At 60.2% G+C, this 26,448-nt stretch carries 29 protein-coding genes and 1 tRNA gene; 6 read left to right on the top strand and 24 right to left on the bottom strand.

The window, feature by feature from the left end; translation table 11 throughout:
* Window positions 1-88: 88 nt before the first annotated feature.
* From bamB to trmJ, 18 genes are all read right to left on the bottom strand, one after another.
* Entirely contained in the window at window positions 89-1,240 is a 1,152-nt protein-coding gene (bamB, locus tag AC07Y2_RS20030; protein WP_039765728.1) for an outer membrane protein assembly factor BamB, read from the bottom strand.
* Window positions 1,233-1,874 carry a tetratricopeptide repeat protein gene (locus AC07Y2_RS20025; RefSeq protein ID WP_011335807.1) on the bottom strand — a complete coding sequence of 214 codons (642 nt, stop codon included), beginning with the start codon at window positions 1,872-1,874 and terminating at the stop codon, window positions 1,233-1,235. The genes bamB and AC07Y2_RS20025 overlap by 8 nt, the downstream gene beginning before the upstream one ends.
* A 41-nt stretch (window positions 1,875-1,915) precedes the next feature.
* Window positions 1,916-3,205 carry a histidine--tRNA ligase gene (gene hisS, locus AC07Y2_RS20020; protein WP_064383908.1) on the bottom strand — a complete coding sequence of 430 codons (1,290 nt, stop codon included), beginning with the start codon at window positions 3,203-3,205 and terminating at the stop codon, window positions 1,916-1,918.
* A gap of 22 nt (window positions 3,206-3,227) precedes the next feature.
* Entirely contained in the window at window positions 3,228-4,337 is a 1,110-nt protein-coding gene (gene ispG / locus AC07Y2_RS20015; RefSeq protein WP_007956680.1) for a flavodoxin-dependent (E)-4-hydroxy-3-methylbut-2-enyl-diphosphate synthase, read from the bottom strand.
* 3 nt (window positions 4,338-4,340) lie between these two features.
* Entirely contained in the window at window positions 4,341-5,390 is a 1,050-nt protein-coding gene (locus AC07Y2_RS20010) for a RodZ domain-containing protein (protein WP_103386712.1), read from the bottom strand.
* Entirely contained in the window at window positions 5,390-6,148 is a 759-nt protein-coding gene (gene pilW, locus AC07Y2_RS20005; protein ID WP_007956682.1) for a type IV pilus biogenesis/stability protein PilW, read from the bottom strand. Before pilW ends, AC07Y2_RS20010 begins: the two co-directional genes overlap by 1 nt.
* A gap of 12 nt (window positions 6,149-6,160) precedes the next feature.
* Window positions 6,161-7,309 carry a dual-specificity RNA methyltransferase RlmN gene (gene rlmN / locus AC07Y2_RS20000; protein WP_007964428.1) on the bottom strand — a complete coding sequence of 383 codons (1,149 nt, stop codon included), beginning with the start codon at window positions 7,307-7,309 and terminating at the stop codon, window positions 6,161-6,163.
* A 28-nt stretch (window positions 7,310-7,337) separates the two neighbouring features.
* Window positions 7,338-7,763, bottom strand: a complete 426-nt coding sequence (gene ndk, locus AC07Y2_RS19995) for a nucleoside-diphosphate kinase (protein WP_039765715.1) — start codon at window positions 7,761-7,763, stop codon at window positions 7,338-7,340.
* 88 nt (window positions 7,764-7,851) lie between these two features.
* Complete coding sequence (gene iscX, locus AC07Y2_RS19990; protein WP_027619659.1) at window positions 7,852-8,052, bottom strand: Fe-S cluster assembly protein IscX; 201 nt, start codon at window positions 8,050-8,052, stop codon at window positions 7,852-7,854.
* A 14-nt stretch (window positions 8,053-8,066) separates the two neighbouring features.
* Entirely contained in the window at window positions 8,067-8,408 is a 342-nt protein-coding gene (gene fdx, locus AC07Y2_RS19985; protein WP_007956685.1) for an ISC system 2Fe-2S type ferredoxin, read from the bottom strand.
* Window positions 8,408-10,273, bottom strand: a complete 1,866-nt coding sequence (gene hscA / locus AC07Y2_RS19980; RefSeq protein ID WP_007956686.1) for a Fe-S protein assembly chaperone HscA — start codon at window positions 10,271-10,273, stop codon at window positions 8,408-8,410. Before hscA ends, fdx begins: the two co-directional genes overlap by 1 nt.
* A gap of 51 nt (window positions 10,274-10,324) precedes the next feature.
* Window positions 10,325-10,846 carry a co-chaperone HscB gene (hscB, locus tag AC07Y2_RS19975; RefSeq protein WP_007956687.1) on the bottom strand — a complete coding sequence of 174 codons (522 nt, stop codon included), beginning with the start codon at window positions 10,844-10,846 and terminating at the stop codon, window positions 10,325-10,327.
* Between the two features lie 8 nt (window positions 10,847-10,854).
* Window positions 10,855-11,178, bottom strand: coding sequence for an iron-sulfur cluster assembly protein IscA (iscA, locus tag AC07Y2_RS19970; RefSeq protein WP_003227904.1), 324 nt, complete (start codon window positions 11,176-11,178; stop codon window positions 10,855-10,857).
* Between the two features lie 34 nt (window positions 11,179-11,212).
* Window positions 11,213-11,599 (bottom strand): Fe-S cluster assembly scaffold IscU, encoded by a 387-nt coding sequence (iscU, locus tag AC07Y2_RS19965; protein ID WP_003227907.1) that lies wholly within the window; start codon window positions 11,597-11,599, stop codon window positions 11,213-11,215.
* A gap of 101 nt (window positions 11,600-11,700) precedes the next feature.
* A complete protein-coding gene (locus AC07Y2_RS19960) occupies window positions 11,701-12,915 on the bottom strand; it encodes an IscS subfamily cysteine desulfurase (RefSeq protein ID WP_103386713.1) in 1,215 nt (404 codons plus the stop codon).
* A 50-nt stretch (window positions 12,916-12,965) separates the two neighbouring features.
* Window positions 12,966-13,457, bottom strand: coding sequence for a Fe-S cluster assembly transcriptional regulator IscR (gene iscR / locus AC07Y2_RS19955; RefSeq protein ID WP_007956690.1), 492 nt, complete (start codon window positions 13,455-13,457; stop codon window positions 12,966-12,968).
* Between the two features lie 168 nt (window positions 13,458-13,625).
* The gene (cysE, locus tag AC07Y2_RS19950) at window positions 13,626-14,402 is read right to left on the bottom strand and encodes a serine O-acetyltransferase (protein ID WP_007956691.1); all 777 of its coding nucleotides are present in this window, start codon (window positions 14,400-14,402) and stop codon (window positions 13,626-13,628) included.
* Window positions 14,403-14,404: 2 nt separating this feature from the next.
* Window positions 14,405-15,175 carry a tRNA (cytosine(32)/uridine(32)-2'-O)-methyltransferase TrmJ gene (gene trmJ, locus AC07Y2_RS19945; RefSeq protein WP_007956692.1) on the bottom strand — a complete coding sequence of 257 codons (771 nt, stop codon included), beginning with the start codon at window positions 15,173-15,175 and terminating at the stop codon, window positions 14,405-14,407.
* A gap of 145 nt (window positions 15,176-15,320) precedes the next feature.
* Here trmJ and suhB point away from each other — a divergent pair, with 145 nt between their 5' ends.
* Window positions 15,321-16,139: a type III secretion system regulator SuhB gene (gene suhB, locus AC07Y2_RS19940; protein WP_007941397.1), complete on the top strand. Its 819-nt coding sequence runs from the start codon at window positions 15,321-15,323 to the stop codon at window positions 16,137-16,139.
* A gap of 99 nt (window positions 16,140-16,238) precedes the next feature.
* On the opposite strand, the gene AC07Y2_RS19935 is transcribed toward suhB, so the two are convergent.
* The 6 genes from AC07Y2_RS19935 to queA form a co-directional block, all read right to left on the bottom strand.
* Entirely contained in the window at window positions 16,239-16,787 is a 549-nt protein-coding gene (locus tag AC07Y2_RS19935) for a glycine zipper 2TM domain-containing protein (RefSeq protein ID WP_007956693.1), read from the bottom strand.
* A gap of 120 nt (window positions 16,788-16,907) precedes the next feature.
* Window positions 16,908-17,822, bottom strand: coding sequence for a protein translocase subunit SecF (gene secF, locus AC07Y2_RS19930; RefSeq protein ID WP_085684627.1), 915 nt, complete (start codon window positions 17,820-17,822; stop codon window positions 16,908-16,910).
* Window positions 17,823-17,831: 9 nt separating this feature from the next.
* Window positions 17,832-19,700 carry a protein translocase subunit SecD gene (secD, locus tag AC07Y2_RS19925; protein ID WP_039765691.1) on the bottom strand — a complete coding sequence of 623 codons (1,869 nt, stop codon included), beginning with the start codon at window positions 19,698-19,700 and terminating at the stop codon, window positions 17,832-17,834.
* Window positions 19,701-19,764: 64 nt separating this feature from the next.
* Window positions 19,765-20,100: a preprotein translocase subunit YajC gene (gene yajC, locus AC07Y2_RS19920; RefSeq protein WP_007956696.1), complete on the bottom strand. Its 336-nt coding sequence runs from the start codon at window positions 20,098-20,100 to the stop codon at window positions 19,765-19,767.
* Window positions 20,101-20,143: 43 nt separating this feature from the next.
* On the bottom strand, window positions 20,144-21,259 hold the full coding sequence (gene tgt, locus AC07Y2_RS19915; RefSeq protein WP_161794909.1) for a tRNA guanosine(34) transglycosylase Tgt: 1,116 nt from the start codon (window positions 21,257-21,259) through the stop codon (window positions 20,144-20,146).
* Between the two features lie 14 nt (window positions 21,260-21,273).
* Window positions 21,274-22,323 (bottom strand): tRNA preQ1(34) S-adenosylmethionine ribosyltransferase-isomerase QueA, encoded by a 1,050-nt coding sequence (gene queA / locus AC07Y2_RS19910; protein WP_064383916.1) that lies wholly within the window; start codon window positions 22,321-22,323, stop codon window positions 21,274-21,276.
* 108 nt (window positions 22,324-22,431) lie between these two features.
* Here queA and AC07Y2_RS19905 point away from each other — a divergent pair.
* The 5 genes from AC07Y2_RS19905 to AC07Y2_RS19885 all read left to right on the top strand — a co-directional run bounded on the left by AC07Y2_RS19905 (window position 22,432) and on the right by AC07Y2_RS19885 (window position 26,323).
* Window positions 22,432-22,516, top strand: a tRNA-Leu gene (locus AC07Y2_RS19905).
* Window positions 22,517-22,609: 93 nt separating this feature from the next.
* On the top strand, window positions 22,610-22,939 hold the full coding sequence (locus tag AC07Y2_RS19900; protein ID WP_085610937.1) for a hypothetical protein: 330 nt from the start codon (window positions 22,610-22,612) through the stop codon (window positions 22,937-22,939).
* A 155-nt stretch (window positions 22,940-23,094) separates the two neighbouring features.
* Window positions 23,095-23,466 carry a hypothetical protein gene (locus AC07Y2_RS19895; protein ID WP_085610938.1) on the top strand — a complete coding sequence of 124 codons (372 nt, stop codon included), beginning with the start codon at window positions 23,095-23,097 and terminating at the stop codon, window positions 23,464-23,466.
* Between the two features lie 119 nt (window positions 23,467-23,585).
* Window positions 23,586-24,332: a hypothetical protein gene (locus AC07Y2_RS19890; RefSeq protein WP_103386714.1), complete on the top strand. Its 747-nt coding sequence runs from the start codon at window positions 23,586-23,588 to the stop codon at window positions 24,330-24,332.
* A 71-nt stretch (window positions 24,333-24,403) separates the two neighbouring features.
* Window positions 24,404-26,323, top strand: a complete 1,920-nt coding sequence (locus AC07Y2_RS19885; RefSeq protein ID WP_103386715.1) for an alkaline phosphatase D family protein — start codon at window positions 24,404-24,406, stop codon at window positions 26,321-26,323.
* Window positions 26,324-26,448 lie beyond the last annotated feature (125 nt).

Below are 26,448 nucleotides of genomic sequence, written 5' to 3'. Positions count from 1 at the left end.
CAGCGGCTGGTGCTCGGGGCAACGCCAGAAAGCGCTGCAAGCCCCGTGGATCCGGGGCCGCCTGGGGGTTTAACCCCAAGCATAGTTGTTACTTGATGGTCAGGGCTTCCAGTTTGCCGCTGTTGCCATACACGTAAATCGTGTCACCCACCACCAGCGGACGGGCACGCAGGCCGTCGCTGTCGATGCGCTCGCGGCCGACGAAACGACCGTCCACCTGACTCAGCAGGTGCAGGTAACCTTCCAGGTCACCGACTGCAACGTAGCTGGAGAACACTTCCGGCGCCGACAGTTGACGGCGGGCCAGCGAGTCGTTGCTCCACAGGGCTGTGGTGGAACGCTCGTCGACGCCTTCAACGGTACCCGACGACAGGCTTACGTAGACGTTGCCGAAACCCTGGGCAACACCGGCGTAGCTCGACGCGTCGCGCTGCCAGAGTTGACGGCCGCTTTCCAGATCCAGTGCCGCGACGCGACCCTGATAGCTGGCAACGTACAGGGTACCGCCGGACAGCAGCAGACCGCCGTCGATGTCGACCACGCGCTCCAGTTCCGAACGACCTTGTGGAATCGCGATCCGCTGTTCCCAGACCGGCACGCCGTTGGAAATGTCGAGAGCGACCACTTTACCGGTCGACAGGCCAGCCACCGCGAGGCGGTTGGTGACGATCGGTGCGCTGGTGCCGCGCAGGGTCAGTACGGCCGGGGTGCTGTCATACACCCAGCGCTGATTGCCGGTGGACGCGTCCAGACCGATCAGACGATCGTCCTGGGTCTGTACCACCACCACGTCACCGTTGTTGGCCGGTGGCGCGAGGACTTCGCTGTTGACGCGCGAGCGCCACTTCTCTTCACCGTTGATGGCGTCGAGGGCAACGACTTCACCGCGCAGGGTGCCGACCATGACCAGACCGTAACCCACGCCAACGGCGCCGGAAACAGGCAGTTCAAGGTCTTTCTTCCATTTCACGTCGCCGTTGCCGCGATCCAGGCCCATCACGATACCGGTCACGTCGGCCGCGTAGATGGTGTCACCGTCGATCGCCGGCACCAGCATGTTGTAGGTTTCGCCCTGACCGTCACCGATCGAACGGCTCCACTGCTTGTGCAGGACCACTTCTTCTTTGAAGTCGGTCAACTCGGCCGGTGGCAGTTCTTTTTTGCTGTTGCTGCTGCAACCCGCGGCCAGAATGGCCAGAGCCAGCAATGCTGCATGCTTCCAACGGATCACGTCACGCATCCCCTTTGGCCAGGTCGTCCAGCTTGATTTGAAGGCCACCGACCGCCGCTTCATCCGACAGTGCCGCCTTGGCTTTTTGATACGCCGCGTTCGCTTCGTCGGTGCGGCCCAGCTGTACCAGCAGGTCGCCCTTGAGTTCTTCGCGAGTGGCCAGGAACGACTTGTCGGCATCGCCTTCGAGCAGTTTCAGGGCTTCATCGGCCTTGTTCTGTGCGCCCAGTACCTGCGCCAGACGCTGACGGGCGATTTCGCCCAGCGCCGGGTTGGCCGGTTTGGCAACGATGGCCTTGAGTTCGGTCGCCGCGTCGTCCAGCTTGCCGCTGTCGACCGCGACCTTGGCCACGAACAGGCTGCCGTACTGCGCGTAGGCAGAACCGCCGAATTCGCTGTTGAGCTTGCCGGCCAGATCCGCAACGCGCGCGGCGTCAGGCTTGCCGTCCGGGGTCAGCGTGGTTTCCAGCAATTGCTGATAGAGCACCGAGGCGCCTTGCGACTGGTTGCTCTGATACTTGTGATAAGCCTGCCAGCCGAACACGATGACCAGCGCCAACAGGCCGCCGGTGACCAGAGGTTTGCCGTTGCGTGTCCACCAGTCCTTCAAATCCGCCAACTGTTCGTCTTCGGTACTCGACACCCCAATACTCCTTAATCGCTAAATCGGCTGTTTGGACAGCTTCAACCCTGCACGACGCAGGTGGCCAGGTGTGCAGCGAGCGCATCCCAGGCAATGCTTTGTTGTTCGCCCTGGCCACGCAGGGGTTTGAAACCTACCACTTGCTGGGCCATTTCGTCGTCACCGAGGATCAGTGCGTACAGCGCACCGCTCTTGTCGGCTTTCTTGAACTGGCTCTTGAAGCTGCCGGCGCCGGCATTGACTTGCAGGCGCAGGTTGGGCAGTTGGTCGCGTACCCGCTCGGCCAGGGCCAGACCGGCCAGCTCCGCTTCTTCGCCGAAGGCGCAGAGATAGACGTCAACCTGACGGGAGATTTCTTCCGGGATCTGCTCCAGGGTTTCCAGCAGCAGCACCAGACGCTCGATGCCCATGGCGAAACCGACGCCCGGGGTCGGCTTGCCGCCCATCTGCTCGACCAGACCGTCATAGCGCCCACCCGCGCAGACGGTGCCCTGGGCGCCGAGCTTGTCGGTGACCCATTCGAATACGGTTTTGCTGTAGTAATCCAGACCACGCACCAGCTTCGGGTTGAGCACGTAAGGAATGCCGACGGCATCCAGACGGGCCTTCAGGCCTTCGAAGTGGGCACGGGATTCGTCATCCAGGTAGTCGGCCATTTTCGGCGCATCGACCAGCACGGCCTGGGTGTCGGCATTTTTGGTGTCGAGCACCCGCAGCGGGTTGGTCTTCAGGCGACGCTGGCTGTCTTCGTCCAGTTTGTCGTGGTGCGCCGAGAGATACTCGACCAGCGCTTCACGATAACGGCCGCGGGACTCGCTGGTGCCGAGGCTGTTGAGCTCGAGCTTGACCGCATCGCGGATGCCCAGCTCGCCCCACAGGCGCCAGGTCATGATGATCAGTTCAGCGTCGATGTCCGGACCGTCGAGGTTGAACACCTCCAGACCGATCTGGTGGAACTGGCGATAACGGCCTTTCTGCGGACGCTCGTGACGGAACATCGGGCCGATGTACCAGAGTTTCTGCACCTGGCCACCGCCGGTGATGCCGTGCTCGAGCACCGCACGCACGCACGCGGCCGTGCCTTCCGGACGCAGGGTCAGCGAGTCGCCGTTGCGGTCTTCGAAGGTGTACATCTCTTTTTCGACGATGTCGGTCACTTCACCGATCGAGCGCTTGAACAGCTCGGTGAACTCGACGATCGGCATGCGGATCTGCTTGTAACCGTAGTTATCCAGCAGACGCGAAACGGTGCCTTCGAAATAGCGCCATACCGGCGTCTGTTCCGGCAGGATGTCGTTCATGCCACGAATGGCTTGCAGAGACTTGCTCACAGAAATTCCTTAATTCGTTCGATCAGCCGCGCGCGATAACCGCTGCGTCAGCTTCGACCTTCTCGGCCGCTTTCTCGCGGATCAGCTTTTCCAGCTCGTCCACCAGATTGTCATTCGTCAGTTTCTGCGACGGCTTGCCGTCGATGTAAATCAGGTTTGGCGTGCCGCCGGTCAAGCCGATATGGGCTTCCTTGGCTTCGCCGGGGCCGTTGACCACGCAACCGATCACCGCGACATCCAGCGGCACCAGCAGGTCTTCAAGGCGCCCTTCCAGCTCGTTCATGGTCTTGACCACATCGAAGTTCTGCCGCGAGCAGCTCGGGCAGGCGATGAAGTTGATGCCACGGGAACGCAGATGCAAAGACTTGAGAATGTCGTAACCGACCTTCACTTCCTCGACCGGGTCGGCCGCCAGCGAGATGCGGATAGTATCGCCAATCCCCTCGGCGAGCAGCATACCTAGGCCCACGGCGGATTTCACTGTACCGGAGCGCAATCCACCGGCTTCGGTGATGCCCAGGTGCAGCGGCTGGACGATTTCCTTGGCCAGCAGGCGGTAGGCTTCAACGGCCATGAACACGTCGGAAGCCTTCACACTGACCTTGAAGTCCTGGAAATTCAGGCGTTCGAGGTGTTCGACGTGACGCAGGGCGGACTCGACCAGCGCAGCTGGCGTCGGCTCGCCGTATTTCTTTTGCAGGTCTTTTTCCAGGGAACCGGCGTTGACGCCGATGCGGATCGGGATCCCGCGGTCACGGGCGGCATCGACCACCGCACGCACACGGTCTTCGCGACCGATGTTGCCCGGGTTGATGCGCAGGCAGTCCACACCCAGTTCGGCCACGCGCAGAGCGATCTTGTAGTCGAAATGGATGTCGGCAACCAACGGCACCTTGACCAGTTGCTTGATCTTGCCGAACGCCTCGGCGGCGTCCATGTCCGGTACCGAAACGCGGACGATATCGACGCCGGCGGCTTCCAGACGATTGATCTGTGCGACGGTGGCAGCGACGTCATTGGTGTCGCTGTTGGTCATGCTCTGCACAGCGATAGGGGCATCGCCGCCCACGGGCACGTTACCGACCCAGATCTTGCGCGATTCGCGACGTTTGATTGGAGATTCGCCGTGCATGACTTATTGACCCAACTTCAGGCGAGCGGTCTCGCCACTGGTGAACGGAGCGACATCGACCGGCTGGCCGTTGTAGCTGACCTGCGCGCCACGGGCAACGCCCAGACGCACGGCAAACGGAGGCTTGCCGACGACAGACAGGCTGTCGCCCTTACGCTTGAGGCCGCTGTACAGCACTTTGCCGCTGCCATCGGTCACTTGAGTCCAGCAATCGGCGATGAACTGCACCTGAACCTGGCCTTGACCTGCGGCCAGAGCAACGGGCGCTGTCGGCGCGGGTGCCGCGACGGCCGGGGCAGTGACGGTCGGTGCAGGCGTGGCCGGAGCGGCTGGCGCCGGATTCGCTGGAGCAGCAACCACAGGCGCTGGCGTATGAGCCGGTGCAGCCGGAGTAGCGGCTGGCGCAGCAGGTGCCGGAGCAACCGGTGCGGTCGCAGGAGCTGCGGCCTCGGTCTCGGCGCCGGTCGATTCAGCCGTGGATTCCGATTGAGGCAGTGCCAGAGCGGTTGAGCCCTCGGCTTCGCCTTCCGCGACGGCCTGGTCTTCCGGCTCGTCCAGCGGATGAATCTGGGTGGTGCCGTCGGCGCCTTCGACTTCGACATGCTCCGGCGCCAGGCCGATCAGGTCCTTGGTACGCAGCGAGGTCTGATCCTGCCACCAGACGAAACCGCCGCCGATGACCGCAATCAGCAGCAACAGGCTGACGATACGCAAAATGGTGTGGGAAACCCGTACCGGCTCTTCAATACGACCCAGAGCGTGGACGTTGCTGCCTTGGGAGTCAGTGCCGGTGGACTGGTCGAATTGCTGGACCAGAACGGTCTGATCCATGCCGAGCAATTTGGCGTACGCGCGAATGTAACCGCGAGCGAAGGTATGCCCGGGCAACTTGTCGAATGCGCCGGCTTCAAGATTGCTCAGGGAAGTCACGGTGAGGTTGAGCTTGAGGGCCACTTCGGCCAGCGACCAGCCATTGCTTTCGCGGGCCTGGCGCAGGGTCTCACCGGGGTTAACGCGATTCGCTGCTACAACTTCGGGATGCGCCGCTTTCATCATTGCTCCGACAGGTATTGCTGATATTCCGGCGTACCGGGATAGAGTCGTTTTAATTGCAGGCCCGCACTGGCGGCCTTGTCGCGATCTTCAAATACTTTTGCCAACCGAACGGCGAGCAACAGACTACGTGCATTTTGCTCGGAGAGCTGGCTGAAACGGTCGTAATAGTCACGCGCGGGCACATAATGCCTGTCTTCGAATGACAACTCAGCCATTTCCAGCAATGCCCGTGGCTGCTGACGGTTCAAACGCAGTGCTTTTTCCAGCTGCTGCTGCGCCAGATCACGCTGTCCGAGCTTCGCCGCCGTCATGCCGAGGTTCTCGAACACCCGCGAACGCTCAGGATACAGGGTATCGGCGGCCGCCTGTTCAAAACGCTCGTAGGCTTCCTTGTAACGCTGTTCTTCGTAGAGAAAACTGCCGTAGTTGTTGAGGATGCGCGCATCGGCGGGACGGGAGGACAAGGCTTTGCGAAAGTGTTCGTCAGCAAGCGCAGGTTCCATCTCGGCCTGAAACACCAGCCCCAGCGCGGCATTGGCGTCGGGATCCGAACCGTCCAGCTCCAGGGCTTTCTTCAGTGGAACCTTGGCCCGTTCGGTCATGCCCTGCTGCAAGTATCCCAGCCCCAGCTGCACGTAGGCAGCCCGCGCTTCGTCACGGCCCTTGCTGGTCTTCATCGGGTTGTAATCGCCCGACAGGACACAACCAGCACACAGGCTGGCCAACAGCAACAGCAGCGCAAAGCGCAGGGACATAGAGATCCTCTCTTAGTTAGTGTTCGCGGCGTTCTGTGCCAGATCGCTGTCGGCGCTCAACTCACGCACGGCGATGTAACGTTCGCTGCGACGGGTGCGATCCAGCACCTGCCCTACCAATTGACCACAAGCCGCGTCGATGTCTTCACCACGGGTGGTGCGCACGGTGACGTTGAAACCGGCCTGGTGAAGCTGATCCTGGAACCGGCGGATGGCGTTGTTGCTCGGCCGCTCATACCCGGAATGCGGGAACGGGTTGAACGGAATCAGGTTGATCTTGCATGGAATATCTTTGAGCAGCTCGATCATTTCCACGGCGTGCTCAAGCTTGTCGTTGACGTCCTTGAGCAAGGTGTACTCGATGGTCAGCACACGTTTCTCGCCAAGGGCGGACATGTAGCGCTGGCACGACTCGAGCAGCATCTTAAGCGGATATTTCTTGTTGATCGGCACCAATTGGTTACGCAATGCGTCATTCGGTGCGTGCAGGGACAACGCCAGGGATACGTCGATGTGCTTGGCCAGCTCATCGATCATCGGCACCACACCCGACGTGGACAGGGTCACGCGGCGCTTGGAGATCCCGTAGCCCAGGTCATCCATCATCAGATGCATGGCGGCCACGACGTTATCGAAGTTCAGCAGCGGTTCGCCCATGCCCATCATCACCACGTTGGTGATGGCGCGGTCGATGGTAGCCGGAACACTGCCGAAGGATTTGTTGGCAATCCACACCTGACCGATGACTTCGGCGGCGGTGAGGTTGCTGTTGAAGCCTTGCTTGCCGGTGGAGCAGAAACTGCAGTCCAGGGCACAGCCTGCCTGGGACGAAACGCACAGAGTGCCGCGCTTGCCCTGGGGAATGTAAACGGTCTCGACACAGCTGCCGGACGCCACGCGCACCACCCACTTACGGGTGCCGTCGCTGGAAATGTCCTCGCTGACCACTTCGGGACCACGGACCTCAGCAACAGCCTTGAGCTTTTCGCGCAAGGCCTTGCTGACGTTCGTCATGGCGTCGAAATCATCGACGCCAAAGTGGTGAATCCATTTCATTACCTGACCGGCACGGAAACGCTTCTCCCCGATTGAGTCGAAGAATTTTTCCATTTCCGGCTGGGTCAGACCCAGCAGGTTGGTTTTAACAGTCGATGTCGTCATGGATTCACCTTCACTCTTAAGCCAATGCTTAGCGAGTGGTTACTTCAGTAGCTGCGAAGAAGTAAGCGATTTCGCGAGCAGCAGCGGCTTCGGAGTCCGAACCGTGAACGGCGTTGGCGTCGATCGATTCAGCGAAGTCAGCACGGATGGTGCCTGGAGCAGCTTCTTTAGGGTTGGTAGCGCCCATCAGCTCACGGTTGCGAGCGATGGCGTTTTCGCCTTCCAGAACCTGAACGACAACTGGACCCGAAGTCATGAAGGCAACCAGGTCGCCGAAGAAACCACGAGCGCTGTGCTCAGCGTAGAAGCCTTCGGCTTCGGCTTTGGACAGTTGCTTCAGTTTCGAAGCTACAACGCGCAGGCCAGCGTCTTCGAAGCGAGTGGTGATCTTGCCGATCACGTTTTTAGCAACGGCGTCAGGCTTGATGATGGAGAAAGTACGTTGAACAGCCATGGTGTAACTCCAGAAACGGTAATTTGCGAAAAATTAAACCCGCGAATTATACGCGGGTTCTTGGGTATTGCCTAACCTGCGAGGACGATCAGTCTACTTCTTCGATCCAGAGAGCCTGAACCGCTTCCAACACTTTCTCGCCAACACGGCCAGAGGTGTTATCAAAGTCGGGAAGTTCCATGATCCATCGCTGCAGGTCGACGAAATTGACAGAAAGCGGATCGACATCCGGCTTGGCCTCAGCCAGCTCTTCTGCAATACGTTGAACATCATTCCAACCGTAGCTCATGACAGTCTTACCAGTCAGTGCGGCGCTTCGGCCGCATGGTTAAGCGAATATTTCGGAATTTCGACGGTGATGTCTTCTTCACCGACGATAGCCTGACAAGCCAGGCGCGACTGGGCTTCCAGACCCCAGGCACGATCAAGGAAATCTTCCTCCAACTCGTCGGCTTCTTCCAGCGAGTCGAAACCCTCGCGGATGATGCAGTGACAAGTGGTGCAGGCGCAGACGCCGCCGCAGGCGCTTTCCATCTCGATGTGGTGTTCGTGAGCCAGTTCGAGGATAGACGTGCCAGGCGCAGCGTCAACGACCATGCCTTCAGGGCAGAACTTCTCGTGGGGCAGAAAAATGACCTGCGGCATCAGATATCCTCGATTTCATTCAGATTGCGCCCGGACAGAGCGGCTTTCACCGTCTGATCCATACGACGGGCTGCAAAAGCATCGGTCACTTGCGACAGACGCTTGGTCTGCTGCTCGATGGCGTAACCATCGGTGCCTTTCATCAGTTCGGTCAGTTCCTGCACCTGCAGATCGATGACCATGCGCTCTTCGGCGTCGAGCAAGCGCTCGCCATCCGCCTCAAGAGCGCCCTGCACCGCTTCGATCAGGCGCTGGGCATCGACTTGCTGCTCGCGAAGAACGCGGGCGACTTTGTCGTCATTGGCGTGCTGGAACGAATCTTTCAGCATCTTGGCGATTTCGCCGTCAGTCAGGCCATAGGACGGCTTGACCTGGATGCTCGCTTCAACGCCCGAACCCAGTTCACGGGCAGAGACGCTGAGCAGGCCGTCGGCATCGACCTGGAAGGTCACACGAATTTTCGCCGCGCCGGCCACCATCGCCGGGATGCCGCGCAATTCGAAGCGAGCCAGAGAGCGGCAATCGGAGATCAACTCACGCTCGCCCTGCAACACGTGGATCGCCATGGCCGACTGGCCATCTTTATAAGTGGTGAAGTCCTGGGCACGAGCGACGGGGATGGTGGTGTTACGCGGAATCACCTTCTCCATCAGGCCGCCCATGGTTTCCAGCCCCAGGGACAGCGGAATCACGTCGAGCAGCAGCAGTTCGCCGCCATCGCGCTTGTTGCCGGCCAGCGTATCGGCCTGGATCGCGGCACCGATGGCCACCACTTGATCCGGATCGATTTCGGTCAGCGGCTGACGCCCGAAGGCTTCGGCGACGGCTTCGCGAACACGTGGAACGCGGGTCGAGCCACCGACCATGACCACAGCGTGCACGTCTTCCAGCTCGACGCCGGAATCGCGCACGGCGCGGCGGCAGGCTTTCAGGCTGCGAGCGACCATTGGCTCGATCAGCGCATCGAAAGCTTCACGGGTCAGCTGTGCTTTCCAGTCGCCGTAGGCAACTTCAACACTGTCGGCATCCGTCAGGGCTTCTTTGGCTGCGCAGGCGGCTTGCAGCAGGCTACGCTGTGCGCCCGGATCGAGGTCGGCGGACAAACCGGCGCTCTCGATGATCCAGCCGGCAATCGCATGATCGAAGTCATCGCCGCCCAGCGCGCTGTCGCCGCCAGTGGCCAGGACTTCGAAGACGCCGCCAGTCAGGCGCAGAATCGAAATGTCGAAGGTACCGCCGCCCAGATCGTAAATGGCGACCAGGCCTTCGGCATGCTGATCCAGACCGTATGCCACCGCTGCGGCGGTCGGCTCGTTGAGCAGACGCAACACGTTCAGACCGGCAAGTTTCGCCGCGTCCTTCGTAGCCTGGCGCTGAGCATCGTCGAAATACGCCGGAACGGTGATCACCGCGCCCACCAGCTCACCGCCAAGGGTGGCCTCAGCGCGCTGACGCAATACTTTCAAGATATCGGCGGAGACTTCGACCGGGCTTTTCGGGCCCTGCACGGTGTCGATGAACGGCATGTGCGATTCGCCACCGACAAAGCGGTACGGCAGTTGATCGCCCAATTGCTTGACGTCGGACAGACCACGCCCCATCAGGCGCTTGACCGACAGCACGGTATTCAGGGGATCAGAGGACGCAGCCAGCTTGGCTGACTCGCCGACTTCGACGCGATCGGCGTGATAACGCACGGCGGAAGGCAGGATGACCCGCCCTTCGGCGTCGGCCAGCGGCTCGGAAAGACCACTGCGCAACGCAGCGACCAGCGAATTGGTAGTACCCAAGTCGATTCCCACAGCCAGACGACGCTGGTGCGGTTGAGGACTTTGGCCGGGTTCGGCGATCTGCAGTAGGGCCATCGTGATCAGGACTTATCTGTATATCAGGCGTGCGACCGGAGCGGCACTGGGTTAATCGTCGAGGCGCTCTTCTAACTGGCGCACTTCGTAGGTGAGCTTGTCGAGGAACTGCATGCGCCGCATCAGGCGTTCGGCCTGTTCGCGCTGCGCTGCATCATCCCAACAGGCTGCGAAGCTTTCGTTGAGCTCTTCCTGGGCGGTTTTCAGGCGACGCTTGAAAGCCGCGACACCGTCCAGGTCGGCACTGTCCTGCAGATCTTCGAGCTCTTCGCGCCATTGCATCTGCTGCAGAAGAAACTCGGGATCGTGGACGGTGACTTCCATCGGCACTTCATGCCCGCTGATGGTCAGCAGGTAGCGTGCGCGCTGGGCCGGACTCTTGAGCGTCTGGTAGGCATCGTTGAGCCGCGCAGACTGCTCGAGCGCCGACCGCTGCTCGCGCTCGGAAGCATCGGCAAAGCGGTCAGGATGAACGCCGCGCGCCAACTCGCGATAGCGCGTGGCCAACTGCTCGAGATCCAGACGAAAGCCCGGCTGCAGCTCGAATAAAGCGAAATGACAAGGAATACCCACGACAAGCCTCAGATGTTGAAGCTTTCGCCGCAGCCACATTCACCGCGTACGTTGGGGTTGTTGAACTTGAAGCCTTCGTTCAACCCTTCCTTGACGAAGTCGAGCTCGGTGCCGTCGAGGTAGGCCAGGCTCTTCGGGTCGATGATCACTTTTTCGCCGTGACTCTCGAACACCTGATCTTCTGCAACCACCTCATCGACAAACTCCAGCACGTAGGCAAGGCCGGAACAGCCCGTGGTGCGAACACCCAGACGAATCCCTTCACCCTTGCCGCGCCCGTCGAGGGAGCGCCGCACGTGTCGAGCAGCCGCTTCTGTCATGCTGATAGCCATCGTTGACTCCTTACTCGTCGCCAAATCTTGAAAGTCAGATCAAGCCTTTCTTCTGCTTGTAATCGCGAACGGCCGCCTTGATGGCGTCTTCAGCGAGAACCGAGCAGTGGATTTTCACTGGCGGCAGGGCCAGTTCTTCGGCCAGCTGAGTGTTCTTGATGGTTTCAGCTTCGTCCAGGGTCTTGCCCTTCATCCACTCGGTAGCGAGGGAGCTGGAGGCGATAGCCGAACCGCAGCCGTAGGTCTTGAACTTGGCGTCTTCAATAACGCCCTGATCGTTGACCTTGATTTGCAGACGCATCACGTCGCCGCACGCCGGAGCGCCGACCATGCCGGTGCCGACATCAGGATCTTCCGCGTTCATCTTGCCGACGTTACGCGGGTTTTCGTAGTGGTCGATGACCTTTTCGCTGTAAGCCATGATTCTCAATCCTCACTCATCAGGGCCGCTCTTGAGACCCTGCAACTGCGCTGCGTGAACCGCCGCGTCGCTACAGGATCTGTATCCGGCGGCTTCTATATTTAGTGTGCCGCCCACTCGATCTTCGAGATATCGACGCCGTCTTTGTACATGTCCCACAGCGGCGACAGAGCGCGCAGCTTGGTAACGGCCTCGCAGACTTTCTGCGCGGCGTAGTCGATTTCTTCTTCGGTGGTGAAGCGGCCGAAGGTGAAACGGATCGAGCTGTGTGCCAGTTCGTCGTTGCGGCCCAGGGCGCGCAGCACGTACGAAGGCTCAAGCGACGCCGAGGTGCAGGCCGAACCGGACGAAACCGCCAGATCCTTGAGCGCCATGATCAGCGACTCGCCTTCAACGTAGTTGAAGCTCAGGTTCAGGTTGTGCGGAACGCGGGCGGTCAGGCCGCCGTTGACGTACAGCTCTTCCAGGTGCTCGACCTGCTTGTAGAAGCGGTCGCTTAACGCCTTGATACGGACGTTTTCGGCAGCCATGTCTTCCTTGGCCACACGGAACGCTTCGCCCATGCCGACGATCTGGTGAGTCGCCAGGGTGCCGGAACGCATGCCACGTTCGTGACCGCCGCCGTGCATGGTCGCTTCGATGCGCACACGCGGCTTGCGGCTGACGTACAGCGCGCCTATGCCTTTAGGGCCGTAGGTCTTGTGGGCGGAGAACGACATCATGTCGACTTTCAGTTTCTGCAGGTCGATTTCGACCTTACCGGTGGACTGCGCGGCGTCGACGTGGAACAGGATGCCTTTGGAACGAAGCAGCTCGCCGATGGCGGCGATGTCGTTGACGGTGCCGATTTCGTTGTTCACGTGCATTACCGACACCAGGATGGTGTCTTCGCGCAGCGCGGCTTCGATCATGGCCGGGGTGATCAGGCCATCTTCGGTCGGATCGAGGTAGGTGACTTCGAAACCTTCACGCTCCAGTTGGCGCATGGTGTCGAGGACAGCCTTGTGCTCGATCTTGGAGGTGATCAGATGCTTGCCCTTGGAGGCGTAGAAATGTGCCGCACCCTTGATTGCCAGGTTGTCGGACTCGGTGGCACCGGAGGTCCAGACGATTTCACGCGGGTCGGCGTTGACCAGATCGGCCACCTGACGACGGGCGTTTTCGACGGACTCTTCGGCTTTCCAGCCGAACACGTGGGAACGGGACGCCGGGTTACCGAAGTTTCCGTCGACCAGCAGGCATTCACTCATTTTTTGCGCAACGCGCGGATCGACCGGGGTGGTCGCAGAGTAATCAAGGTAAATCGGCAATTTCATGGACTATCTCCTAAATCAGGCTGGCTGGCGTGCCGCTAGCTCTCTGGCTGTCATTCGACGGCGGACGCTTCAATCTTGTCCAGGCGCGGCGCCTTGCCATTGCAACGACGCTGATCCTGACGCTGGGCCACTTCCTGCACCTCACGGCGAGTTACGAGGTCGGCCAAGCTGATACCGCTGAGAAATTCGTGAATCTGCAGGCTCAGGTCGCACCACAGGTGATGGGTCAAACAGGTGTCACCGGAGTGGCAGTCGCCCTGGCCCTGGCATTTTGTTGCATCGACCGATTCGTTCACCGCATCGATCACCTGAGCCACCTGGATGCCCTGCATGTCGCGGGACAACTGGTAGCCACCGCCCGGACCGCGAACGCTGGAAACCAGGTTACTGCGGCGCAGCTTGGCGAAAAGCTGTTCGAGATAGGACAGGGAGATGCCTTGGCGCTCGGAGATATCGGCCAGGGACACCGGCCCGTGTTGCGCGTGCAACGCCAGGTCAAGCATGGCGGTCACGGCGTATCGGCCTTTTGTAGTCAGTCGCATGGACAATTACCACGGAGTTCGGAATGGGCGGGAGTATGCAATTCCCGAGCATTTAAGTCAACTATAAGACCTAGTGCTTTAGTCGGGTTTACCCGCAAAAGAGCGCGCGAATGATAGCAGGGTCTGCGGCCTAATGGCACACCGGTCGGCAGCAGCCCTGCAAGTGCGTCAGTGGAGCTTGGATTCGTCCTTGCCCTTGACGCAGGCGAAGTCTTCCTCACGCAGCTCGGGCAGATCTTTCGCACAGTAATTGCTGCCCAGATCCTTCAGCGCGCCACACATTCCCTCCAGACGTCCGTCCACCGCTTGCAGGTGATCGAGCAACTGGCCGATGGCGCGCGCCACCGGGTCGGGCATGTCCTCACTGACGCCGTAGGCATCGAAGCCGATCTTCTCGGCCATCGCCTTGCGCTTGGCGTCGGCCTCATCATCGGACTTGACGATGATACGCCCCGGAATCCCCACCACGGTGGCGCCCGGAGGCACTTCCTTGGTGACCACAGCATTGGAACCGACCTTGGCACCGGCACCCACAGTGAACGGACCGAGCACCTTCGCGCCCGCCCCCACCACAACGCCATCGCCGAGGGTCGGGTGGCGCTTGCCCTTGTTCCAGCTGGTGCCGCCCAGAGTCACGCCCTGATAGATCGTCACGTCATCGCCGATTTCAGCGGTTTCGCCGATCACGATGCCCATGCCATGGTCGATGAAGAAGCGTCGACCGACCTTGGCACCCGGATGGATCTCGATTCCCGTAAGCCAGCGACCGAAGTTCGACACCAGTCGCGCCAGCCATTTCAGATCGTTGCGCCAGAGCATGCCGGCCAGTCGATGAATCCAGATCGCATGCATGCCGGGGTAGCAGGTCAGGACTTCAAAAGCGTTACGCGCCGCCGGGTCTCGGTGGAATACGCTCTGGATATCTTCACGCAAACGCTCGAACATCATTAATCCTTCCGCTTAAGGAGCTCGCCACGGGCCGCTTTCTGGGTTTCCGTGAGGATGCCACGCAAAATATTCATTTCCGCCCGGCTGACCGAGCTGCGTCCATACAACCGGCGCAGGCGCGCCATCAAGTGCCGTGGTTTTTCCGGATCGAGGAATTCGATGGCCACCAGAGTCTGCTCCAGGTGTTCATAGAACCGCTCCAGCTCATCCATGGTCGCAAGCTCTGCGCTTTTCACGGAGGCCACTTCTTCCTTCTCGATCTTGGTCGGCTGACCTTGCGCAGCCAGCCACGCCATGCGCACTTCATAACTCAATACCTGCACCGCCGCCCCGAGGTTCAGCGAGCTGAATTCAGGATCGGAGGGGATGTGCACGTGATAGTGACATCGCTGTAGCTCGTCATTGGTCAGGCCGGAATCTTCACGACCGAACACCAGCGCGATTTCCGCGCCCTGCCCGGCCTCCTCGACCACTTTGGTCCCGCACTCGCGCGGATCCAGCAATGGCCAGGGAATGCGCCGGTCACGGGCGCTGGTGCCGAGCACCAGGTTGCAACCGACCAGGGCGTCTTCCAAGGTGGCGACGACTTGCGCGTTTTCAAGGATGTCACCGGCACCGGAAGCACGGGCATCGGCTTCGTGATGCGGAAAGACGCGCGGATCAACCAGCACCAGACGCGACAGGCCCATGTTTTTCATGGCGCGCGCGGTCCCGCCGATGTTTCCCGGATGGCTGGTGTTGACCAGGACGACACGAATATTTTGCAGCACGGCGGGCGCTCTCGGACTCGGCAAAGGGGTGCAAATCTTACAGAACAGCCTACCGTTAAGCTATGAAAGCGAACAGCGACCTTCACCTGAAGAAAAGTTCTGATAGAATGCGCGGCTTTCTTTAACAACCTTAGGTGACACATCCATGCAGCCCATGCTGAATATCGCGCTGCGCGCCGCCCGCAGCGCCAGTGAACTGATCTTCCGCTCCATCGAGCGCCTGGATACCATCAAGGTCGACGAAAAAGACGCCAAGGATTACGTATCCGAGGTCGATCGCGCCGCCGAACAGAAAATCATCGACGCCCTGCGCAAGGCTTACCCGAATCACTCGATCATGGGTGAAGAGACCGGCCTGCACGCCGGCACCGGCATCGAAGGCGAAGAATACCTGTGGATCATCGATCCGCTGGACGGCACCACCAACTTCCTGCGCGGCATTCCTCACTTCGCTGTCAGCATTGCCTGCAAATACCGTGGTCGCCTGGAACACGCCGTTGTTCTGGATCCGGTTCGCCAGGAAGAATTCACCGCCAGCCGTGGTCGCGGCGCTCAACTGAACGGTCGTCGCCTGCGCGTCAGCGGTCGCACCAGCCTGGACGGCGCTCTGCTCGGCACCGGTTTCCCGTTCCGTGACGACCAGATGGACAACCTCGACAACTACCTGGGCATGTTCCGCGCCCTGGTTGGCCAGACTGCCGGCATTCGTCGCGCCGGTTCGGCAAGTCTGGACCTGGCTTACGTCGCCGCCGGCCGTTTCGACGCGTTCTGGGAGTCGGGTCTGTCCGAGTGGGACATGGCCGCTGGCGCCCTGCTGATTCAGGAAGCAGGCGGCCTGGTGAGCGACTTCACCGGCGGTCACGACTTCCTTGAGAAAGGCCACGTCGTTGCCGGCAACACCAAATGCTTCAAGGCAGTTCTGACGGCGATCCAGCCGCACCTGCCGGCCTCGCTGAAGCGCTAAGCGTTTCGCGAAACCAAAAAAAAACACCCTTCGGGGTGTTTTTTTTATGGGCATGAAAAAGCACCCCGAAGGGTGCTTTTCTTATAAGCCGTCAACCAATCACTGGCCTGGCTCGTTCTGCGACAGGATCAGCTTGCCTTCCTTGTCGACCGGGATCTGGTTGCCCGGATCACGATCCATCCGCACCTTGCCTTCCTTCCCATCCAGCGAATACCGGACGTCGTAGCCCACAACCTTGTCGCTGATGTCATTCACCGTGTTACAGCGAGTCTGAGTCGTGGTGTAGGTATCACGCTCCTGCATACCCTCCTGAACCTTGTTACCGGCGTAACCGCCACCGACCGCACCGGCCACCGTGGCAATCTTCTTGCCGGTGCCGCCGCCGATCTGGTTACCCAGCAGACCACCTGCCAGCGCACCGACCACGGTGCCGGCGATCTGGTGTTGATCTTTCACCGGCGCCTGCCGGGTCACTGTCACATCCTTGCACACTTCACGTGGAGTCTTGATTTGTGTTTTGACCGGTTCTACGGCCAGCACTTGCGCATACTCAGGGCCGCTTTTAACCAGGCTGTAGGTGGCAACAGCACCCCCGGCAGTCACACCGACAGCACCCAATACCGCACCAACCAGCAACGACTTGTTCACATGAACCTCCTGACCATCACATGCGGGACGCGCCCGCGCTTCTCCCAGCCTTGGAGCAAAAAAAAAGACGCGAGTTCAACTCGCGTCTTTTTTGACTGACCGCCGGGAAAACGATGGCCGTTATGGACGGTCGTCGACTTCCTTCTCGGTGTTGACCGGCGGAATCAGGTCTTCCGTCGACAGGTTCAGCCAGATCAGCACCACGTTGGCGATGTAGATCGACGAGTAGGTACCCGCCAGAACACCCACCAGCAGCGCCAGGGAGAAGCCGTACAGGTTGTCACCGCCGAAGAACAGCAGTGCCGCGATCGCCAGCAAGGTCGAAACCGAGGTCGCGATGGTCCTCAGCAGGGTCTGGGTGGTCGAGATGTTGATGTTCTCGATCAACGTAGCCTTGCGCAGTACGCGGAAGTTCTCACGCACCCGGTCGAACACGACGATGGTGTCGTTGAGCGAGTAACCGATGATCGCCAGTACCGCCGCCAGCACCGTCAGGTCGAAGGTAATCTGGAAGAACGACAGGATACCCACGGTCACGATCACGTCGTGGATCAGCGACACGATGGCGCCGACCGCAAACTTCCACTGAAAGCGGAAAGCCAGGTAGATCAGGATGCCACCGAGCGCCAGCAGCATGCCGAGGCCACCCTGGTCGCGCAGCTCTTCACCGACCTGCGGGCCGACGAACTCGACGCGCTTGACGGTCGCCGGGTTGTCGCCGCCGACCTTCTGCAGCGCTTCCGCCACCTGATGGCCCAGCTGCGGGTCTTCACCCGGCATGCGTACCAGCAGATCGGTGGTCGCGCCGAAGTTCTGTACGACGGCTTCGTGATAACCGGAAGAAACCAGCTGCTCGCGCACCTTGGTGACATCGGCCGGACGCTCGTAGGTCAGCTCGATGAGCGTACCGCCGGTGAAGTCCAGACCCCAGTTCATGCCCTTGTGGAACACACTGAAGATTGCCAGCAAGGTCAGGAATACGGTGACGCCGAACGCAAAGTTGCGGACGCCCATGAAGTTGATTGTACGTAACATGGCAGCCCCTTAAATCCACAACTTCTTGAAGTCACGACCGCCGAAGATCAAGTTGACCATCGCGCGGGTGACCATGATGGCCGTGAACATCGAAGTCAGAACCCCGAGGGACATGGTGACTGCGAAGCCCTTCACCGGGCCGGTGCCCATGGCGAAGAGAATACCGCCGACCAGCAAGGTGGTCAGGTTGGCGTCGAGAATCGCAGTGAATGCCCGACCGAAGCCTTCGTTGATTGCACGCTGCACGGTCATGCCGGCGGCGATCTCTTCACGAATCCGCGAGAAGATCAGTACGTTGGCGTCGACCGCCATACCCATGGTCAACACGATACCGGCGATACCCGGCAGGGTCAGCGTGGCGCCCAGCAGCGACATCAGCGCCAGCAGCAGCACCATGTTCACCGCCAGTGCGACGGTGGCGATCAGGCCGAAGAAACGGTAGATGGCGATGATGAACAGCGAGACGAACAGCATGCCCCACAGCGATGCATCGATACCCTTGGTGATGTTGTCCGCACCGAGGCTCGGGCCGATGGTGCGCTCTTCAGCGAAGTACATCGGAGCAGCCAGACCACCGGCACGCAGCAGCAGCGCCAGCTCGGACGACTCGCCCTGGCCGTTCAGGCCGGTGATACGGAACTGCGCACCCAGCGGCGACTGAATGGTCGCCAGGCTGATGATCTTCTTCTCTTCTTTGAAGGTCTGCACCGCGACGTCTTTCTCGACGCCGTCGACCACTTGCTTGGTGTAAGTGGTGACCGGGCGCTGCTCGATGAAGATCACCGCCATGCTGCGACCGACGTTGCTGCGGGTCGCGCGGCTCATCAGCTCGCCACCGTGACCATCCAGACGGATGTTCACTTCAGGGGTGCCGTGCTCGCCGAAACCGGCCTTGGCGTCAGTCACCTGGTCACCGGTGATGATCAGACCACGCTCGATCTGCGCCGGAGGACGGTTGCCCTCACGGAACTCAAAGGTCTCGGAAGTGGCTTTCGAAGCGCCCGGCTCTGCTGCCAGACGGAACTCGAGGTTGGCCGTCTTGCCGAGGATACGCTTGGCTTCGGCAGTGTCCTGCACGCCCGGCAGCTCAACCACGATACGGTTGGCACCCTGACGCTGGACGATTGGCTCGGCAACACCCAGCTCATTGACGCGGTTACGTACCGTGGTCAAGTTCTGCTTGATGGAGTATTCACGGATTTCCGCCAGCTTGGCCGGGGTCATCGCCAGACGCAGCACCGGTTGACCGTTGAGGTCGGCCGGAACAATGTCGAAATCGTTGAAATTCTTGCGGATCAGCGCACGGGCCTGTTCGCGGGAGTCAGCATCGCTGAAGCCCAGCTGAATGGCGCCATTGAGTTGCGGCAGGCTGCGATAACGCAGTTTCTCTTTGCGCAACAGGCTCTTGACGTCGCCTTCGTAGACTTTCAGGCGGGCGTCGAGCGCTTTGTCCATGTCCACTTCCAGCAGGAAGTGCACACCACCGGACAAGTCCAGACCCAGTTTCATCGGGTGCGCGGCCACGCTGCGCAGCCATTGCGGGGTGGTTTGTGCCAGGTTCAGCGCGACGACGTAGTCATCACCCAATGCCTTGCGGACAACGTCTTTGGCCGGCAGTTGGTCTTCAGCCTTGGTCAGACGGATCAGACCGCCCTTGCCGTTCGCAGCCAGGCTCGAAGCCTTGACGTTGATCCCGGATTCCTTGAGCGCGGTGCTTACGCGATCCAGATCGGCCTGGTTGACCTGCAGAGCCGTGCTGGCGCCGCTGATCTGAATGGCCGGGTCATCGGGGTATAGATTCGGAGCGGAATAAATCAGACCGATCGCCAGCACCGCCAGGATCAGAATGTATTTCCACAGAGGATATTTGTTCAGCATCACGCCGCCCGTTATGAACGCGGGGCGCCTTGCGCGCCCCGTCGATTGAGTAGAAGTTGGAACCTTAGATCGCTTTCAGCGTGCCTTTTGGCAGCGTGGCGGCGATGGCGCCCTTCTGGAACTTCATTTCCACGGTGTCGGAAACTTCCAGAACCACGAAGTCATCGGCCACTTTGGTGATCTTGCCGGCGATGCCGCCGGTGGTGACCACTTCGTCACCCTTCTGCAGGCTGCTCAGCAGGTTCTTCTGCTCTTTGGCGCGCTTGGCCTGTGGACGCCAGATCATCAGGTAGAAGATGACCAGGAAGCCCACCAGGAAAATCCACTCGAAGCCGCCGCCCATAGGCGCTGCAGCCGGTGCAGCCGCGTCAGCCATGGCATTAGAGATAAAAAAGCTCATTTAGCACTCCAGTTGCAAATGTTGAATCTTGGGGTCAGAAAACTCAGTCCAAAGGCGGAACGGGAAGCCCGCGTTTGGCGTAGAAGGCATCGACAAAGGCGGCCAATGTACCCTGTTGAATAGCCTCGCGCAAACCAGCCATCAGCACCTGATAATGGCGCAAATTGTGGATGGTATTGAGCATGCTGCCGAGCATTTCGCCGCACTTGTCCAGATGATGCAGATAAGCGCGGGAGAAGTTCTGGCAGGTATAGCAATCGCAGGTCGGATCCAGCGGCGAATCATCATGGCGATGGAACGCGTTACGGATCTTCAGCACGCCTGTATCAATGAACAGATGCCCGTTGCGGGCATTACGGGTTGGCATCACGCAATCGAACATGTCCACACCGCGGCGCACACCCTCAACCAGATCTTCCGGTTTGCCAACGCCCATAAGGTAACGAGGTTTGTCAGCCGGCATCATGCCCGGCAGGTAGTCCAGCACCTTGATCATTTCATGCTTGGGTTCGCCCACCGACAGACCGCCGATGGCCAGGCCATCGAAGCCAATCTTGTCCAGGCCTTCCAGCGAGCGCATGCGCAGGTCCTGGTGCATGCCGCCCTGGACGATGCCGAACAGCGCCGCCGTGTTGTCGCCATGGGCATTCTTCGAACGCTGAGCCCAGCGCAGCGACAGCTCCATGGACACACGGGCCACGTCTTCGTCAGCCGGGTACGGGGTGCATTCGTCGAAGATCATCACGATGTCCGAGCCCAGGTCGCGCTGGACCTGCATCGACTCTTCCGGGCCCATGAACACTTTCGAGCCGTCGACCGGGGAGGCGAAGGTCACGCCCTCCTCCTTGATCTTGCGCATGGCGCCGAGGCTGAACACCTGGAAACCGCCGGAGTCGGTCAGGATCGGGCCTTTCCACTGCATGAAATCGTGCAGGTCGCCGTGTTCCTTGATCACTTCGGTACCCGGGCGCAGCCACAGGTGGAAGGTGTTGCCCAGAATGATCTCCGCGCCGGTGGCGACGATGTCACGCGGCAACATGCCCTTGACCGTGCCGTAAGTGCCCACCGGCATGAAGGCCGGGGTCTCGACGGTGCCACGAGGGAAGGTCAGACGACCACGACGAGCCTTGCCATCGGTGGCAAGCAACTCGAAAGACATACGACAGGTGCGACTCATACTGTTTCCTCTGGGCCGCGCGGCGCGGGATTACGGGTGATGAACATCGCATCACCGTAGCTGAAAAAGCGGTATCCGTTATCGACCGCGGCTTTGTAGGCAGCCATGGTTTCCGGATAACCGGCGAAGGCCGAAACCAGCATCAACAGCGTGGATTCAGGCAAATGGAAATTGGTGACCAGCGCATCGACCACATGGAACGGCCGGCCCGGGAAGATAAAGATGTCGGTGTCGCCGCTGAACGGTTTAAGTACGCCATCGCGGGCGGCGCTTTCCAGCGAACGCACGCTGGTGGTGCCGACAGCGATGACTCGACCGCCGCGCTCACGGCAAGCGGCGACGGCATCGACCACGTCCTGACCGACTTCCAGCCACTCGGTGTGCATGTGGTGATCTTCGATCTTCTCGACGCGCACCGGCTGGAAAGTGCCGGCGCCGACGTGCAGCGTGACGAACGCCGTCTCGACACCCTTGGCGGCGATCGCTTCCATCAGCGTCTGATCGAAATGCAGCCCGGCGGTCGGTGCCGCCACCGCGCCGAGCTTCTCGGCATACACGGTCTGATAGCGCTCGCGATCCGAACCTTCGTCCGGGCGGTCTATATAAGGAGGCAACGGCATGTGCCCGACGCGATCGAGCAGCGGCAGCACTTCTTCGGCAAACCCCAGCTCGAACAGCGCATCGTGACGCGCCAGCATCTCGGCTTCGCCGCCGCCGTCGATCAGGATCTTCGAGCCCGGTTTCGGCGACTTGCTGGAACGCACATGAGCCAGCACGCGGTGGGTATCGAGCACGCGCTCGACAAGGATTTCCAGCTTGCCGCCGGACGCCTTCTGCCCGAAAAGCCGCGCCGGAATCACCCGGGTATTGTTGAACACCATCAGATCGCCGGGGCGCAAATGCTCCAGCAGATCAGTGAATTGACGGTGTGCCAGGGCGCCGCTGACCCCATCCAGGGTCAACAGGCGACTACCGCGACGCTCGGCCAAAGGATGGCGGGCAATCAGCGAATCAGGAAGCTCGAAGGTAAAGTCAGCAACGCGCATGATGGGGTTCGTCTAGCAGGGCCGGAAAGTCTAGCGGAAATATCGAAAATTGACCATGAAACGTGATTGACCAACGGTAGGCACCTCTCTATACTTCGCCGCCATTGAGCCCTGATGGCGGAATTGGTAGACGCGGCGGATTCAAAATCCGTTTTCGAAAGGAGTGGGAGTTCGAGTCTCCCTCGGGGCACCAAAATTAGAAAAGGTCTTGCTTAGCAAGACCTTTTTTTTCGTCTGCCGGAAAGTGCCGCTGACCCTCCGGCGAGATCTCACACAGGTTCACAACATGGAAACGTCACTGGAAACCGTCGCCCTGTTCTCCCTGAAACTCGCCTACGAGGAAGAAGGCCTGAGCCCGATCCTGCGCGATGACATGGTCATGGGCGACTATCAGAAAGACGTGTTCGAACTGCTGGTGCGCCGGGGTGATGTCGAGACGATCCAGTTCAAGATGAATGAGTGTCTGGCGCTGGCGATGGATGCCCTGGGCGGTTTGGAAAAGCCGTTGGGGCGGGAGTTGCACAAACTGTCCGCCGATTTCAACCAGGCACGTTCGATGGAGCAGTTGGACGCACCGCTCCTTGCACTCAAGGGCTATTTGAAAGACGTACTGTAAGGCCTTACAGAAATGCCGGCAGTGGCATCTGGCACTTCAGTTGGGGAGGATGAAGATAGTGGCGCCATGATACTATTTTGCTATCTTGCGACCTTATTGAAAATAGAGGCACTGACGTCCTCTCAAGTGAAATGTCTTTCAGGAAAAAGATCGCAATGGACGCTTGGCTTTTCATGTTTGTCCACGTTGTGACCTGGATCTGGGTCGTGGGCGAAAGGGGCCGCTGGAATTTGCTGGTAGCGAACTGCGCCGGCTTCATCAGCGGCTGGATCGTAGGCTGGGTGTTTGTGATCCTGTACCAGTGGATCTTCGCTGGCGCGAATATGGCGATGCCACCGATTCCGGCGCGCAGCCTGCTGATTGTGATGAGCGGCGCGGGAGCACTGGTCGGCATGTGGATGTGGGTCGCACAGCTCAAGCGACCTGAGTCCAGTCTGCTCCGTCATCTGATCGGGGCTGTCTATGGGACCGCGGCGGGAGCTATTGCCCTGCTACTGACCACCCGACTTATCTATCCAGGCGCTTGACTGAATATCCATGCCATGGAGTAACGATCGACGCGTTGATGGCGCGATGCACCAGGTTTGGTATCTTGACGCCCCCGTCGTGTTCCGGGTTTTGCGAAAGGTTAAAAGGAAAGGATCGAATGGAGTTTCTGCGTTTTCTGGCATTTGTCGCGGCCTGGGGTTTCATGTGGCGCTGGGTGGTGAAAAACCGCGGCAGCTGGAATCTGTTTTACGCCAACCTGGTCGGTGTCGCGGGCGGTTTCATTGTTTCGATGGTGGTGCTGGCGATCACTTTTTCACTGTTCCCGTCGGCGCATCGCTACGAATCCGCGCAGACCGAAAACGTCGTGGCACAGCAGGAAGCCGAGCCGACCTCGTTGCTGCCGGAAGCCGAGGCGGTTGCAAGCCCTGCTGCGCAGAAAGATGCGCCGGTGTTTGCCGCTATCGAGCCGGACAACAAGCCCTCTCCAGCGGATTCCGCGTTGTTGCCGAACTATGCCAGTCGCGCGCCGAAGTCGATGTCGGTGCAATCCGTGATCGACCAGAGTGATGATGAGGGGCGCAAGGCCCTGACGGCGCTGAGCAAAAAACTGCGCGCCGACGCCCAGGGCGACAAATCGATGCTCGCGTATGTCATGTGCAGCCCGTTCGTGACCAGCACCTTGCGCTTCCCCGCCTCTGCCCGGTTTGCTGACAGCAAAAGCCTCACGCCGCAGCGCTTCAAGGATCAGGTTTACTCCTTCAGCAACACCGTCACCGCGCGGAACATGAATGGCGACGATGTGACGTACCGCTTCGACTGTTCCGTACAGGAACAGCCAAGCGTCGACGCGACACCTGCCGAATGGCGCCTGCTGGCACTGAAGCTGGAAAAAGCAGGCTCTTAAGCCCGGTTTAAGAGTTCGAGGCGCCGGCTGCGCTATCATCGTCGGCCTGTGCGCCTTGAGCTTTTCCCCCGATGCCTCCGATACCCGATGACCTGAGCCCGTTGCCTGCTGTTCTGGCCGGGCCACTGCTGCGCCGACTGGAACCAACGCGCTTAGTGCTTTGGCTGGTGGGCAGCCGCGAGCTGTCGCTGACCTTGCGCCTGCAAGGCGTAGGAGACATTCCACTGGATGCCGGGAAATGCACGGTCATTCCGGTAGGCACCCGGGCGTTTGTTCACCTGATCGACGTTCCGCTGGAAACCGCCCTGCCCTGCGACACCCGCATCGACTACGACCTGTTGATCGATGGCTTGCAGCCCATCGCCGAATGGGCGCCACACCTGCTCTACGACGACGCCACCTGCCCGAACTTCGTCCTGCGTTCGCGCATCGACCAGTTGCTCCACGGTTCCTGCCGCAAACCCCATCACCCGGCCGCCGACGGCCTGCTCTGTGTTGACCGGTTGCTGGCCGCCGAAACCGATCCGCAGCAACGTCCCGCCCTGTTGATGATGAGCGGCGATCAGGTTTACGCCGACGACGTTGCCGGCCCGATGTTGCGGGCGATTCATGCCCTGATCGAGCGCCTCGGCCTGTTCGGTGAACACCTCGAAGGCGCGGTGGTCAGCGACAGCGCGAAACTTTACGAACACCCCGCCAGCTACTACCACCGCGCGGATTTACTGCCGGCACTCGAGAGCAACGAGACACTGCGCGAGCGTTTCTTCGGCGGTGCACGCAAGCCGATTTTCACCAGCAGCAGCGCCGACAATCACCTCGTGACGTTTGCCGAAGTCATGGCTATGTATTTGCTGGTGTGGTCGCCTACGCCCTGGGCACTGGTCAATCCGCAGCCGCCAGCACTGACGCCTGACCGCCTCAAGCGCTATGCCCTCGAACAGACCCGCATCGACGGGTTCAAGGCCGGCCTCGGCCAGGTGGCCCGGGCCTTGGCGCATTTGCCGAGCCTGATGATCTTCGATGACCACGACATCACCGACGACTGGAACCTGTCCGCACAATGGGAGGAAACGGCCTACGGCCACCCATTCTCCAAACGCATCATCGGCAACGCGCTGATCGCCTACATGCTGTGTCAGGGCTGGGGCAACAATCCGGATGCATTCAGCGCTGTACTGGAGAAAACCCGAGGCCTGAGCGCCAGCGGTGATGACCGCTATCTCGACGCTCCCGTGCAGGACGAATTGATTGAGGAACTGCTGCGCTTTCAACAATGGCATTTCGTCTTGCCGACCAGCCCGGCGCTGGTGGTGCTCGACACCCGAACCCGACGCTGGCGCAGCGAAATGGCGCTCAAGCAACCGTCGGGTTTGCTGGACTGGGAAGCCTTGAGCGAACTGCAGCAGGAACTGCTCGACCATCCTTCAGCGATCATCGTTTCGCCGGCACCGATCTTCGGCGTGAAGCTGATCGAAACCGTGCAGCGAGTATTCAGCTGGTGCGGTTATCCGCTGCTGGTGGACGCGGAAAACTGGATGGCCCATCGCGGCGCGGCCCAGGTGATCCTGAACATTTTCCGACACTCGCGTACACCGGGCAGTTACGTGGTGCTGTCAGGCGACGTGCATTATTCCTTCGTCTACGAAGTCCTGATCCGACACCGCAAGGCCGGCCCGCGCATCTGGCAGATAACCAGCAGCGGCATCAAGAACGAATTCCCGCCTACCCTGCTGGAATGGTTCGACCGTCTCAACCGCTGGCTCTATTCACCGCGCTCGCCACTCAACTGGCTGACCAAACGCCGCAGCATGCGCATCGTCCCGTACGTGCCGGAACACGCCGAAGCGGGTGAACGGTTGTGGAACTCGGCGGGGATTGGTCAGGTGTTTTTCAATCAACAGGGGCAGCCGAAAGACATCATCCAGCACAACTCGAATGGCGCACCGAAGACCCGGATGCTGGCGCCGGATTTGTCGGACTACCCTGATTAGAAAAATCTCACGTAGACCGTGAGAGGGATCGCAGGCTCGTCGGAATCAGCTTACAGAAGACCCAGAAACGTCTCGACGAGACTTCGGTGATACTCAGCACACCGCAGGCAGCCCGTCTGTGGCAC

This window comes from Pseudomonas sp. GW456-12-1-14-TSB6 (assembly GCF_059424205.1).
This window is presented reverse-complemented; position numbering and strand designations above follow the sequence as displayed.